12 protein-coding genes are annotated in these 13,107 nt (G+C 58.6%); 10 read left to right on the top strand and 2 right to left on the bottom strand.

Annotated features, from left to right (window positions below; all coding sequences use genetic code 11):
• Positions 1–19: 19 nt before the first annotated feature.
• A complete protein-coding gene (locus ACK6D9_RS09145; RefSeq protein ID WP_322990169.1) occupies positions 20–1,114 on the bottom strand; it encodes a TRAP transporter substrate-binding protein in 1,095 nt (364 codons plus the stop codon).
• Positions 1,115–1,826: 712 nt separating this feature from the next.
• Here ACK6D9_RS09145 and ACK6D9_RS09140 point away from each other — a divergent pair.
• From ACK6D9_RS09140 to ACK6D9_RS09100, 9 genes are all read left to right on the top strand, one after another.
• Positions 1,827–3,002 (top strand): MHYT domain-containing protein, encoded by a 1,176-nt coding sequence (locus tag ACK6D9_RS09140; protein ID WP_412051429.1) that lies wholly within the window; start codon positions 1,827–1,829, stop codon positions 3,000–3,002.
• 200 nt (positions 3,003–3,202) lie between these two features.
• Positions 3,203–4,069: an FAD binding domain-containing protein gene (locus ACK6D9_RS09135; protein ID WP_412051428.1), complete on the top strand. Its 867-nt coding sequence runs from the start codon at positions 3,203–3,205 to the stop codon at positions 4,067–4,069.
• A 12-nt stretch (positions 4,070–4,081) separates the two neighbouring features.
• Positions 4,082–4,582, top strand: coding sequence for a (2Fe-2S)-binding protein (locus ACK6D9_RS09130; protein WP_412051427.1), 501 nt, complete (start codon positions 4,082–4,084; stop codon positions 4,580–4,582).
• On the top strand, positions 4,579–7,008 hold the full coding sequence (locus ACK6D9_RS09125; RefSeq protein WP_412051426.1) for an aerobic carbon-monoxide dehydrogenase large subunit: 2,430 nt from the start codon (positions 4,579–4,581) through the stop codon (positions 7,006–7,008). The genes ACK6D9_RS09130 and ACK6D9_RS09125 overlap by 4 nt, the downstream gene beginning before the upstream one ends.
• A 22-nt stretch (positions 7,009–7,030) precedes the next feature.
• Positions 7,031–7,900, top strand: coding sequence for an AAA family ATPase (locus tag ACK6D9_RS09120; RefSeq protein ID WP_412051771.1), 870 nt, complete (start codon positions 7,031–7,033; stop codon positions 7,898–7,900).
• Between the two features lies 1 nt (position 7,901).
• Positions 7,902–9,089, top strand: a complete 1,188-nt coding sequence (locus ACK6D9_RS09115) for a vWA domain-containing protein (RefSeq protein WP_412051425.1) — start codon at positions 7,902–7,904, stop codon at positions 9,087–9,089.
• A 2-nt stretch (positions 9,090–9,091) separates the two neighbouring features.
• On the top strand, positions 9,092–9,910 hold the full coding sequence (locus ACK6D9_RS09110) for an XdhC family protein (RefSeq protein WP_412051424.1): 819 nt from the start codon (positions 9,092–9,094) through the stop codon (positions 9,908–9,910).
• Between the two features lie 15 nt (positions 9,911–9,925).
• Positions 9,926–10,444 (top strand): SRPBCC family protein, encoded by a 519-nt coding sequence (locus ACK6D9_RS09105; RefSeq protein ID WP_412051423.1) that lies wholly within the window; start codon positions 9,926–9,928, stop codon positions 10,442–10,444.
• A 77-nt stretch (positions 10,445–10,521) separates the two neighbouring features.
• Positions 10,522–11,127 carry an NTP transferase domain-containing protein gene (locus tag ACK6D9_RS09100; protein WP_412051422.1) on the top strand — a complete coding sequence of 202 codons (606 nt, stop codon included), beginning with the start codon at positions 10,522–10,524 and terminating at the stop codon, positions 11,125–11,127.
• Between the two features lie 310 nt (positions 11,128–11,437).
• Here ACK6D9_RS09100 and ACK6D9_RS09095 read toward each other — a convergent pair whose 3' ends face one another.
• Positions 11,438–11,893 (bottom strand): MarR family winged helix-turn-helix transcriptional regulator, encoded by a 456-nt coding sequence (locus ACK6D9_RS09095; protein ID WP_322988561.1) that lies wholly within the window; start codon positions 11,891–11,893, stop codon positions 11,438–11,440.
• Positions 11,894–12,106: 213 nt separating this feature from the next.
• Here ACK6D9_RS09095 and ACK6D9_RS09090 point away from each other — a divergent pair, with 213 nt between their 5' ends.
• Positions 12,107–13,087 carry an ABC transporter substrate-binding protein gene (locus ACK6D9_RS09090; RefSeq protein WP_412051421.1) on the top strand — a complete coding sequence of 327 codons (981 nt, stop codon included), beginning with the start codon at positions 12,107–12,109 and terminating at the stop codon, positions 13,085–13,087.
• Positions 13,088–13,107: the final 20 nt, after the last annotated feature.

The raw sequence follows: 13,107 nt of genomic DNA, 5'->3' as shown, positions 1-13,107 counted from the left end.
GTCTTGATTGGGTCGGCGTTTAGTACTTGAGGTACTTTTCGCGCGCTGCAACGTAGGGCGAGTCGATCTTTTCGGTACGGGTCCGCACCAGGTTGAGCGCCTCGATGAAGCTTTCGGTGGTCTTCTTGACCAGCGGGTCATCGCTGTTGCGCAATGCCTCGACCACTTCAACAGACGCCTTGGCGCCCGCTTCCATGATGTCGTCGGGGAAGTTGCGCACGATCACACCATGATCCTCGACCAGCGTCTTGAGGGCGCGCGGATCGTTGGCGATGAAGTCAGCCGAGACCTGGTCATATTCCGCCTGGGATATGTCGCGGATGATCGCCTGAAGATCGTCGGGCAGTTCCTGATACTTCTTCTTGTCGACGACCAGTTCGGTTGCCAGACCCGATTCAACGAAGGACGGCATGTAGTAGTTCTTGGCGACCTGGTAGAAGCCGAGCGCCAGGTCGTTGTAGGGGCCGACGAATTCTGCGGCATCGAGAGTGCCGGACTGCAGCGCCTGGAAAATCTCGCCGGCGGCCATGTTGGTAACCGTCGCGCCCAGCTTTTCCCAGACCTGACCACCCAGGCCCGGCGTGCGGAAACGAATGCCCTTGACGTCTTCGAGACTTTTCAACTCGTCGCGGAACCAGCCACCGGTCTGTGTGCCAGTGTTGCCGGACAGGAAGCCCTGTACACCGAACTGGTCATAGATCTCGTCCCAGATTTCCTGGCCGCCCATATAGCGGACCCAAGCCGTCAACTCGGGCGTGGTCATGCCATAGGGAACGCCGGTGAAGAACGACAAGGCAGGTGATTTGTTCTGCCAATAATAGGCTGCCCCATGGCTCATTTCCGCAGTGCCATCGATCACGGCGTCCAGAGACTGAAGCGGCGGAACCAGTTCACCCGCGGAATAGACCTGAATGGTAAGGCGACCGCCCGATGCAGCGGTGATGCGATCAGCCAGACGCTGAGCGCCAACCCCCAACCCGGGGAAATTCTTTGGCCAGGTTGTAACCATACGCCAAGTGATATTGCCCTGGGCTATTGCCGGAGCTGCAAGGCCAGTGGCAACGGCGCCAGCCCCCACAACCCCTGCAGTACGAATAAACGAACGACGATCCATGATACTTTCTCCAAATTCGAAAAGGCTCGCGAAAAGCGTGTCTGACAAACTGAAAGACAGCCTCGTTACAACCATAATCTGCCACTCGGGGAAATGTCTATGCCGGGAAAAACGGTATCCCCCAGATGACCTTATCCTGATCGATCAGTTGCCTGCCTGACCCTGGCTTGCGCCCTCTATTCCGAAAAGTACGCCTCCCGGAATCGATAGTGGTCTCATGTATGTCACATTCAATTGGGTCGTTTTGAACGCCACGTATATGTACCAATCCAAGTATTTAGCTTGCATCTTCCACACTCAGTTGAATGAACAGGGATGCAAGTTCGACGCAGAACAGGGTATTGGGGCAATGTGACGCGCATCCGTGGAACGAGCAGGCGCAGGCATAGAGTTAAAGCTGTCCCCATACACCATGGCTCTATTGGTTTTTTACAATGAACTGTTATCCGCGCCTTACGGTTCAGTGCGTGAAAATTCGGGCTCACCCCACGGTTGAAGAAGCAACAAACCCTTTGCAGTTGAAAGGAGGCCTGATGGAAATGACTTCGGGTCTGAGCGACGATTCGCGCATGGCGCTGGAAGTTGGCCAGCAAGAATACACTGATGATGCAACGAACGCCCTGTGTCGGTGGAGATTGGCGAAGCGAACATGCTAGCGTACGGTCATGAATCAGAAGCCACCGACATGCCAAGCTAGCGAGACAACCCGGTGATGGCGTCCGATCACAATTTTTATCTGATTGCGCTCTCGATCATTGTTGCCATTCAGGCCAGCTATGTCGGTCTGAATCTCGCGCTGCGCATCTCGGGAGCTTTCGCCCTCAACCGACGGCTCTTGATCGCTGCCTCGGCGATGACGCTGGCCGTTGGCATCTGGGGCATGCATTTCATCGGCATGCTGTCGATGGGGATGGCCTCAGAGGTTGACTACCTGGTCTTGCCGACACTGCTGTCATTCCTGGTTTGCGTGCTGGTGACGGGCATTGCCGTCTACCTGGCAAGCCTGCGTTCGCGGCAGTTGCTTGTTATCGCGGCAGGGGTAATGGGGCTGGGCATCACGACGATGCATTATGTCGGCATGATCGCACTGCATTCCAGCGCCCGGCTGACTTATGATCCGGTCTATGTGGTTGTCAGTTTCGTGATTGCGGTGACAGCCTCGGGCCTGGGGCTCTGGCTGGCGTTCTCGGCAGAACGTCGGCCTCCGCTTTTTCTCTGCGCCACGGCTCTCGGGTGTGCTGTGTCGGGAATGCATTACACGGCGATGGAAGGCACGACTTTCGATTTTTCGCTGGCTGCGCAGCTGTCTTCGACGTCATATATTTCAAGCGACACATTGGCCGCGATCGTCAGCGTCGTTGCATTTGCTGTGTCCGGCATCTTCATGCTGGCCCTGGTACCCAAGCGCATGACGCCAGACACGGATCAAGCCAACCTCAGGAACGGCGTAGACAACACGGACGAATTCAATGACATCGGGTTGGACGACTCCACTGCAGCTAGTCCAGCCACCGCCGGAGCCGCTTCGGCCAATCTGCTGCCGATCGAGAAGAATGGAAACCGGTTTCACATCGCCGCCAGCGACGTCATATCCGTGCACGCCAACGCCCATTACACCTATGTCTTCAATGGACGCGACGACCTTTTCTGCCCTCTGTCGATCACCGAGATCTTCGAGCGCCTGCCAAAACCGGCATTCTACCGGACCCATCGCAGCTATATCGTCAACATGGCGCATGTCGGTCGGATAAAAAGATCCGGCGATGCAGCTGTCGCCGAACTGGAATCGCCGGTGCGGCGAATCGTGCCGATCAGCCGCGCCCGCGTGTCCGATCTTCGCCAGAAATTGGCCGTCCATCAATCCCGGATGCACTCCGGAATCGTCTGAAAATTACGTCAAGATTACTGACGCAGTTCGTGCAAGTACGATGCAATTCGTGAAATTGCGTGGTGTTCGTGTGCCAGCGGTTGTCTCGTGCAGCCGAAATGGCCTCTCCTACATGCACCGTTGAAGGCCGATCGGGATGCCAGCCATCTGGTTCATTGAAAGATCGGATTTTGACCTGCCAAGCTTTGGGAGGAGCTAGAATGATACCAGGCACATTCGACTATCACCGACCTGCAACCATTGACGATGCGGTGGGGCTGCTCACAAAACTCGGCGAGGATGCCAATATCCTCGCCGGCGGGCACAGCCTGATCCCCTTGATGAAGACCCGGCTGGCTTCGCCGGAACATCTTGTCGACCTCTCCGGCATCGGTGGTCTCAAGGGTATCGAGATCAAGGGCGACGAGATCATCATCGGCGCCATGACCACGCAGTTCGAACTGATCGCATCAGACGAGCTCGCCCGTCATATTCCCATCATCGCCGAGACCTCACGGCTGATCGCCGATCCGCAGATCCGCTACAAGGGAACCTTTGGTGGCAATGTCGCCAATGGCGATCCCGGCAACGACATGCCGGCGCTGATGATGTGCCTTGGGGCGACTTATGCGGTCACCGGTCCGGATGGCCGCCGGGAAATTCCCGCGCGCGATTTCTACCAGGGTGCCTATTACACATCTCTGGAGCACGGCGAGATCCTGACTGCGGTCCGCATTCCGACCCCTGCCCCAGGCCATGGCTATGCCTATGAAAAGCTCAAGCGCAAGGTTGGCGACTATGCCACTGCGGCCGCTGCCGTCGTCATCACCATGGCGGGTGGCAAATGCACCAGCGCATCGATCGGTTTGACCAACGTATCGGAGACACCGCTCTGGGCGTCCGATGCTGCTGCTCTTCTTGTTGGCACCAGCCTCGACAAGGCGACAGTCGATGCTGCCGTGGCAGCCGCCGAAGCCATCACCAACCCGGCCTCCGATATGCGCGGACCAGCTGAATATCGCACGAAAATGGCAGGTGTCATGGTACGGCGCGCACTTGAGCGGGCTCAGTCCCGCGCCAAAGGTTGAGGGGGAATTCCAATGACAAAATCGCATATCGAACTGACCATCAACGGCAAGAAGGTCGAGGCTCTGGTTGAGCCGCGCACATTGCTGATCCATTTTCTGCGGGAACAACAGAGCCTGACCGGAGCCCATATTGGCTGCGATACCGGCCATTGCGGTGCGTGCACCGTTGATATGGACGACATGTCGGTCAAAAGCTGCATGACATTCGCCGTGCAGGCCAACGGCACCGATATCACCACCATCGAAGGCGTGGCCAATGCCGATGGAACGCTGAGCGCGCTGCAGGAAGGCTTCCGCATGATGCATGGTCTGCAGTGTGGCTTCTGCACACCTGGCATGATTCTGCGGGCGCACCGCCTGTTGCAGGAAAATCCGGCACCGACCGAAGACGAAATCCGCCATGGCATTTCCGGCAACCTTTGCCGCTGCACGGGCTATGTCAACATCGTCAAATCGATCCAGTATGCCGCCGCGAAAATTAACGGCACCCCGTTCCAGGAGGCTGCAGAATGAACGACCAGACCAAAATTGATCAGGACCGCGCCGAGCGCACCGAAAAACTCCAGGGCATGGGCTGCAAGCGCAAGCGCGTCGAAGATGTCCGCTTTACGCAAGGTAAAGGCAGCTATGTCGATGATTTGAAACTGCCCGGCATGCTGTTTGGTGATTTCGTCCGCTCACCCCACGCCCATGCACGGATCAAGAGCATCGACACCAGCCGTGCCAAAGCCCTTCCGGGCGTGGTTGCCGTGCTGACCGCCGCTGACCTCAAGCCGCTGGGTCTGCATTACATGCCGACACTGGCCGGTGACGTGCAGGCGGTCCTGGCCGAGGAAAAGGTGCTGTTCCAGAACCAGGAAGTGGCCTTCGTCATCGCCGAAGACCGCTACATCGCGTCCGACGCTACAGAACTGGTTGATGTCGAATATGAAGCGCTGCCCTGCATCGTCGACCCGTTTAAGTCGATGCTGCCCGACGCGCCGATCCTGCGCGAGGACATCCAGGACAAGATGGAGGGCGCTCACGGCCCCCGCAAACACCCCAACCACATTTTCGAATGGAAGATCGGTGACAAGGAGGCAACAGACGCGGTCTTCGCCAATGCCGATGTGACCATCAAGGAAATGCTGGTCGATCACCGCACCCATCCCTCGCCGCTCGAAACCTGCCAGTCGGTGGCCTCCTTCGACAAGGTCAAGGGTGAGCTGACGCTGTGGGGCACGTTTCAGGCCCCGCATGTCATCCGCACCGTCGTCTCGCTGATTTCGGGCCTGCCCGAGCACAAGATCCACGTCATTGCGCCCGACATCGGCGGCGGCTTCGGCAACAAGGTCGGCGCTTACGCCGGCTATGTCTGCTCGGTTGTCGGCTCCATCGTGCTGGGCGTGCCGGTCAAATGGGTCGAGGACCGAATGGAGAACCTCTCCACCACGTCGTTCGCCCGCGACTATCACATGACCACCGAACTCGCCGCCACAAAGGACGGCAAGATCCAGGCCATGCGCGTGCATGTGCTGGCCGATCATGGCGCCTTTGACGCCTGCGCCGATCCGTCGAAATGGCCCGCCGGGTTCATGAACATCTGCACCGGCTCCTACGACATCCCGACAGCTCATCTGGCAGTTGACGGCGTCTACACCAACAAGGCCTCAGGCGGTGTCGCCTATCGCTGCTCGTTCCGCGTCACCGAAGCGGTGTTTGCCATTGAACGCGCGGTGGAACTACTGGCCGACAAGCTCGGCATGGATGCGGCCGAACTGCGCATCAAGAACTTCATCAAGGCCGAGCAGTTCCCCTACCAGTCAGCACTTGGCTGGGAATATGACAGCGGCGACTATCACACAGCCATGAAGAAGGCGATGGACACCATCGGCTACAAGGAACTGCGCGAAGAACAGGCGAAAAAACGCGAGGCTTTCAATCGCGGTGAAACCCGCGAAGTAATGGGGATCGGCATCTCGTTCTTCACCGAGATCGTCGGTGCCGGGCCTGCTAAGAATTGCGATATTCTTGGCATCGCCATGTTTGACTCGGCCGAAATCCGCATCCACCCGACAGGCTCGGTAATCGCCCGCATGGGTACCAAGAGCCAGGGCCAGGGCCACGAGACGACCTACGCCCAGATCATCGCCACCGAAATCGGCATTCCAGCCGACGACATCATGATCGAGGAAGGCAACACCGACACAGCACCCTATGGTCTTGGCACCTACGGTTCTCGTTCCACGCCAGTGGCCGGTGCTGCGACGGCTGTGGCTGCCCGCAAGATCAAGGCGAAAGCCCAGATGATCGCCGCCCACATGATGGAAGTGCATGAAGGCGATCTGGAATGGGATGTCGACCGCTTCCGGGTCAAGGGATTGCCCGAAAAGTTCAAGACCATGAAGGAAATCGCCTGGGCTGCCTACAACAGCCCGCCCCCGAACATGGAGCCGGGTCTGGAGGCGGTCAATTACTACGAACCGCCGAACATGACCTATCCGTTTGGCGCCTACTTCTGCGTCATGGACATCGACGTCGATACCGGTGTCGCCAAGACAAGGCGCTTCTACGCGCTCGATGATTGCGGCACCCGCATCAACCCGATGATCATCGAGGGACAGGTCCACGGCGGCCTGACCGAAGCCTTTGCCTGCGCCATGGGTCAGGAAATTCGTTACGATGAGCAGGGCAACGTCATGGGCGCGTCCTTCATGGACTTCTTCCTGCCTACCGCAGTGGAAACGCCGCACTGGGAAACCGACCATACGGTGACGCCGTCACCGCACCATCCGATCGGTGCCAAGGGCGTGGGTGAAAGCCCCCATGTCGGCGGTGTGCCGTGCTTCTCCAACGCCGTGAACGATGCCTATGCCTTCCTCGGTGCCGGCCACATCCAGATGCCGCATGATGCATGGCGTCTCTGGACCGTCGGCGAGAAGCTCGGCCTGCACACATAGGGTTGGGGAAGTTTCGGTGAAAATTCCACAGGAAAAGGTAGCCCAGCAATTGGCCGCGGTTGGGTATATCCCCGATCGCGACCTGGCAACGGCGCTATGGTTGATGGAGAGCCTCAAGCGGCCGTTGCTGCTTGAGGGCGAAGCTGGCGTCGGCAAGACCGAAGTGGCACGGGCCTTGGCCCTTGCCCATGATACCAAACTGATCCGGCTGCAATGCTACGAGGGGCTCGACCAGAGCGCAGCTCTCTATGAGTGGAACTATCAACGCCAGCTGCTGGCCATCAAGGCCCGCGAAGGCAGCGACGCGTCCGCAGTCGAAGAGCATATCTTCAGCGAGGCCTATCTGCTGGAGAGGCCGCTGCTTGCCGCAATCCGGCAAGAGAAGTCTCCGGTTCTGCTGATCGACGAGGTCGATCGGGCCGACGAAGAATTCGAGGCGTTTCTGCTCGAACTGCTGTCTGACTTCCAGGTTTCGATTCCCGAGCTGGGAACCATCACGGCGACCAGCATCCCCCGTGTCATCCTGACGTCGAACGGAACCCGCGAACTCAGTGACGCGCTCCGCCGTCGCTGTCTCTACCATTATGTCGACTATCCCGATGTCGACCGCGAAGCCCGGATCATCCTGTCGCGCTTGCCCGGCATCGACACCGATCTTGCGCTGCAGATAGCCAATATGGTCAGCCTCATTCGCAAGGAAGAATTGCGCAAGTCGCCGGGCGTCGCCGAAACGCTCGATTGGGCAGCCACACTGGCCGGACTGGACATTCGCCACTTGCGCGATGAACCAGAAACGGTTCACGAAACGCTGATGTGCCTGATCAAGACCTCCGAGGACAAATCCCGCATGACCCGTGAGGTCACGGACCGCCTGCTCGGCAAGGTGGCCTGAAATGAGCCTGGCGCTGACATCAGAAAATCCGCTGGGCGCAGGCGCCAGGACGAAGCTCAATGGATTTGTCCAAATCCTGCGCGACAACGGTTTTATTGTCGGCCTGGCTGAATCCCGTGATGCCCTGATGATCCTCAGCAGCGGCGATGCGATACGCCCCTCACGCTTGCGCGCAAGTTTGAAAACCCTGTTCTGCAGCCGGCAATCCGATTGGCAGAAATTTGACGAACTGTTCGATGCCTACTGGTTGCAACGCGGGATGAAATCGGCGACGCGAATTTCCGGCGCGCCAAAGAAATCTCCGGCCGGTCTGCAAACCCAGGCAGCAGGCCAGCGCGGTTTTGGCGAAAGCGATCAGGCCGATCATGTCGAGCGCGGAGAAGGAAGCGAAGTCTCCGAAACCGGTCAGTCCAAGCGCGAAGGAGCATCGCGGACCGAGCTTCTGTCGAAAACCGATTTTCGTCACCTCTCGCAACCCGAAGATCTGGCCGCTGCGCACGAGCTTGCCGAACGCCTGGCGAAAAGCATGCGCGCGCGGCTGACACGTCGGATGCATGCGCGGCGCTCCGGTCAACGGCTGGATCTCAGGCGAACCATTCACAAGAGCATCCCCCATGGCGGCACGCCGCTGGAGCTTATCCGCCGCAAGCGCAAAGACAAGCCTTTGCGGCTTGTCGTGCTGCTTGATGCATCGGGTTCGATGAACCTCTATTCCGCCGTTTTCCTGCGTTTCATGCACGGTGTGCTCGACAGCTTTCGCGAAGCCGAAGCCTTTGTGTTCCACACCCGTCTGATCCACATCTCGCCGGCCCTGCGGGAGCGCAATCCGCAACGCGCCATGGAGCGCATGTCGTTGCTGGCCCAGGGCACCGGCGGCGGCACAAGGATCAGCGAAAGTCTCGCCACCTTCAATCGTTGGCATGCCAAGCGCTGCATTCATTCACGCACCTGCGTCATGATCGTCTCGGATGGCTACGATACCGGATCGGCTGAAAATCTCGGTATCGAGATGCAGGCATTGCGCCGCCGCTGCCGTCGCATCGCTTGGCTCAATCCGATGATCGGCTGGCAGGGCTATGCGCCGGAGGCTGCCGGCATGAAGGCAGCCCTGCCTTTTATCGATCTGTTTGCGCCAGCCCACAATCTTGAAAGCCTTGAAGCCCTTGAACCCTATCTGGCGAGGATATGATCATGCCACGGCAGTCCGATATTCTGGATCTGATGAATGATTACAAATCAAAGGGCGAACCTTTCGCGCTGGCGACCGTCGTGCGTACGGTTTCTGTCACCGCCGCAAAAGCCGGTGCCAAGGCGGTGATCCGCAGTGACGGCACCATCACCGAGGGATGGATCGGTGGCGGATGTGCCCGCGGCGCCGTGCTCAAGGCTGCGCGCGAAGCGCTTGCCGACGGCCATTCGCGGCTTGTCAGCATCCAGCCCGACGAGCAACTTTCAGAACATCAGGTCAAGCCCGGCGAAATCCGCGAAGGCGTGGTCTACGCCAAGAACATGTGTCCCAGCCAAGGAACCATGGATGTGTTCGTCGAACCGGTATTGCCACGGCCGCATCTGACGATTTGCGGCGCGTCACCCGTCGCCGTAGCGCTTGCCGATCTGGCCCGTCGGATGGGGTTCTTCATCACCATCTGTGCTCCGGCTGACGATCAAGCCGGCTTTGGCGAAACTGATCGCCTGATCGACGGGTATGGCATTCCTGCCGATGGAAGCGAACGGGATTATGTGGTGATCGCCACCCAGGGCCGCGGCGACAGCGCGGCACTCAAGGCCGCCGTGCAGGTGCCGTCCAAATATCTCGCCTTTGTGGGTTCGCGTAAAAAAGCTGCCGCTCTGAAAGACGATTTGGTGAAATCCGGTGTATCATCATCGCAACTTGAGAATATTCACGCCCCGGCGGGGCTCAATCTCGGCGCCATCACGCCCGACGAAATCGCGTTTTCGATTGTTGCTGAAATGATTGAAATCCGCCGTCGCGGCCAACGCACACTCTGACAAGGACAAACCAATATGGAAATGAACGGATCACAACGCATCGAAGCGTCCCGCGAAGAAGTCTACGCAGCCTTGAATGACGTCGACATCCTGCGGCAGTGCATTCCCGGTTGCGAGTCCATCGAAAAGACCTCCGATACCGAGATGGACGCCAAGGTGACGTTGCGCGTTGGACCGGTCAAGGCGAGCTTTACCGGCAAGGTGACGCTGTCGGACCTCAACCCGCCAAACGGATACACCATCAGCGGCGAAGGATCGGGCGGCATGGCCGGCTTTGCCAAGGGTGGAGCCAAGGTGGACCTGGTGCCCGACGGCGACGCGACCATGCTCAACTACACCGTCAAGGCGGAGATCGGCGGCAAGATTGCCCAGCTTGGCAGCCGCCTGATTGATGGAACGGCGAAGAAGCTGGCCGGCGAGTTCTTTGCGAAATTCAGCGAAATTGTCGGCCCGCAGCCGGCTGTCGAAGAGGCAGAGGCCGAGGAAGTTGCGGCCAAGAAGGGCTGGGTCGGCCGCTTGCGCGATTCCTTGTAACCCGCGCCAGCTAATTGCCTGTCTGGCTGCCCTATCCGAAGCACGCGCGGCCGGAGGGACAAGGAGGCATCTGTGCGATGTTTGACACGGCAGCAATCGTTCTTGCAGCGGGCCTGTCACGCCGGATGGGGGCCATAAACAAGCAGCTTGTCGACATCAATGGCATCCCGATGCTCCGCGCAACTGTGTCAGCCTGTGTTTCTGTCTGCGATGCGCCGGTGATAGTCGTGACCGGCCATCAGGCACCGGACATCGAACGGGTGCTTGCCGGCCTGAACGTCAGCTTCATTCACAACACGGATTATGCGTCGGGGCAGGCAGGCTCTGTGGTCGCCGGGTTGAACGCCGTGCCAGAGGCAAATACCACGCTTGTCGTCCTCGGCGATCAGCCGCTTTTGGATAGCAATGCGTTGCAGAAACTGCTTGCTGCACATCGGGCCAGCGACCAGACGCGCATCACCATGCCAGTGAACGGCGCTGACCGCGGCAATCCGCTGGTCATCCCTCTGGCCTTGGTGCCCGCATTGATGGCGGACAAGACCAACCCCGGTTGCCGGAAATTCACCCGGAACAATCCGGACAAGGTCAACCCGGTTGATCTTCCGGACCCTGCGTATTTCACCGACCTTGACACTCTGGACGACCTCGAATCCTTTCAGACGGCACAAACGTCATCCACGTGACGCGGCTACAGGTCAAGATCACGAAGGCATGCCGTCCATAATGCAAACCTATGTTGCGTGAAAAAGCGGACGGCAGGTGCCGGTAAGAAATCGTCGCAGCGCGGCGCAATAGCGGCGCTCATGGCCAGTCGGTCGGACATCCGAGCCGGGCGACGATGCCGACGGCATGCCCGCCATTCCGGACATGGCGAGTTGGGTGTTAGGCTCGATCCCGGTCGGATCGCCCAGCACACACCGGACGCGGCAAACCTTTTGACGGAGGCTGTCCGGATCAATTATGCCGCGAATGCGACCGGGCAATTGAGCCCGGTCAGAGGCTTGGCAACGCGCCGTCTTCGCCTTCCATCATCTTGTCCAGTATCACATTGAGTTGTTGAAACTCATCCTCGGTAAGCTTGCTTCGGAAATAGTTGGCCGTCTCCATTGCACGCGGCAAAAATGCGTCAAGCTTCTGCTTGCCAAGGTCGGTGAGATGGACGTCTCGACCGCGCTTGTCACCATCCAGAGGGATGCGTGAAATCATGCCTTTACGGTCCATCGAGCCAAGGACGCGCGAGATCACCGCCCGGTCCACGCCCAGATAGTCGGCCATCGCCGACGGGCTCTGGATTCCGTACAAGCCACGCATCACCAGTACGCACCACATGATGCGCGACAGCCCCAGTTCACCCAGAAGCCGTTCGTAATGCTGCTCCATAAGCCGGGAGGTACGGGTAAACCTGAAACCCAGGCCCCCACGCAGCTGATAATTATGTTGATCGGTCATGTGATTGACATCGTCAATTATCTCGTTTCATATGTCTGATAACGAAGAATTGGTGACGAGGCAAATTCACTTCGACAAAGCCAATCAAGGGCAAAGGCAATCTCGGGATTGCGACTTGGGACAACAAGCACCTGAAAAGCTGGATGTCGAAGTCAAGGGAACCACTGAGAAAACGGTCGGGCTTCAATTCCCGCCACATATTCGGAGGATAACATGAAAGTCGCAACTCTCATTCGTGCTGGCATGCTTGCACTCGCAACGGCTGCAGCGCCGGTCGCCCACGCGGCCGATATGAAAACCATCGCGATTTCGACAATCGTCGAAGTGCCATCACTGATGGACGGCAAACAAGGCATCATCGATGCCCTTGCCGACCGCGGATATATCGAGGGAGAAACACTCCAGATCGAATATCAGAACGCCAATGGCAGCATGCCGACGCAGCAGCAGATCGCCAAGAAATTCGTCGGCAACGCGCCGGACGTGATCGTGCCGATCACCACCCCGACCGCGCAGGCCATGGTCGCCTCGACCAAGGACATCCCGATTGTTTTCGTCATGGTCACCGACCCGCTGAAAGCCAAACTGATCGAACGCTATGAACAGCCCGGAGCCAATGTCACCGGTGTCTCCGATGCCGCCCCGATCGGCCAGCAACTCAATCTGATGCTCGAATTCCTGCCCGACATGAAGACGGTCGGCTTTGTCTACAATCCCGGCCTCGACAATGCCTTGGCCGCGCTCGCAGTCCTCAAAGAAGAAGCTGAGAAACGCAATTTGACCGTTGTGGAATCGGCCGCACCGACGACCAACGAGGTAATCCTGGCGACCAAGAAACTGATCGGCAAGGTCGATGCCGTCTATGTGCCTGACGACACCACCGTGGTCGCGGCGATGGAAGCCATCGTGAAGATCGGCTGGGACGTGAAAATGCCGATCTTTTCAGGCGAAACCAGCGGAGTGGAGCGCGGCGCTGCGGCTTCGGTCGGGCTCAACTATTACGCGGTTGGCCGGCTTGCCGGAGATATGGTTGCCGACGTTCTCGACGGCAAGCCGGTGGGGACGATTGATGCCGTCATTGCCAAGGATCTCAATGACAAGTTCGAAACCCTCATCAACAAATCTTCGGCCGAGAGGATGGGATTGACGGTGCCGCAATCAACACTCGATGCGGCGACCAAGATATTCGAATAACAGCTTCATCCCATCGGGCG

Source organism: Hoeflea sp. Naph1 (genome assembly GCF_046837775.1).
Taxonomy (GTDB): domain Bacteria; phylum Pseudomonadota; class Alphaproteobacteria; order Rhizobiales; family Rhizobiaceae; genus Hoeflea.
The sequence above is the reverse complement of the archived record's forward strand: the minus strand, read 5'-3'. Positions and strand labels throughout refer to the sequence as shown.

Coding starts and splice junctions, on each gene's coding strand:
- ACK6D9_RS09145 (WP_322990169.1), bottom strand. CDS start 1,114: ATGGATCGTCGTTCGTTTATTCGTACTGCAGGGGTTGTGGGGGCTGGC.
- ACK6D9_RS09140 (WP_412051429.1), top strand. CDS start 1,827: ATGGCGTCCGATCACAATTTTTATCTGATTGCGCTCTCGATCATTGTT.
- ACK6D9_RS09135 (WP_412051428.1), top strand. CDS start 3,203: ATGATACCAGGCACATTCGACTATCACCGACCTGCAACCATTGACGAT.
- ACK6D9_RS09130 (WP_412051427.1), top strand. CDS start 4,082: ATGACAAAATCGCATATCGAACTGACCATCAACGGCAAGAAGGTCGAG.
- ACK6D9_RS09125 (WP_412051426.1), top strand. CDS start 4,579: ATGAACGACCAGACCAAAATTGATCAGGACCGCGCCGAGCGCACCGAA.
- ACK6D9_RS09115 (WP_412051425.1), top strand. CDS start 7,902: ATGAGCCTGGCGCTGACATCAGAAAATCCGCTGGGCGCAGGCGCCAGG.
- ACK6D9_RS09110 (WP_412051424.1), top strand. CDS start 9,092: ATGCCACGGCAGTCCGATATTCTGGATCTGATGAATGATTACAAATCA.
- ACK6D9_RS09105 (WP_412051423.1), top strand. CDS start 9,926: ATGGAAATGAACGGATCACAACGCATCGAAGCGTCCCGCGAAGAAGTC.
- ACK6D9_RS09100 (WP_412051422.1), top strand. CDS start 10,522: ATGTTTGACACGGCAGCAATCGTTCTTGCAGCGGGCCTGTCACGCCGG.
- ACK6D9_RS09095 (WP_322988561.1), bottom strand. CDS start 11,893: ATGACCGATCAACATAATTATCAGCTGCGTGGGGGCCTGGGTTTCAGG.
- ACK6D9_RS09090 (WP_412051421.1), top strand. CDS start 12,107: ATGAAAGTCGCAACTCTCATTCGTGCTGGCATGCTTGCACTCGCAACG.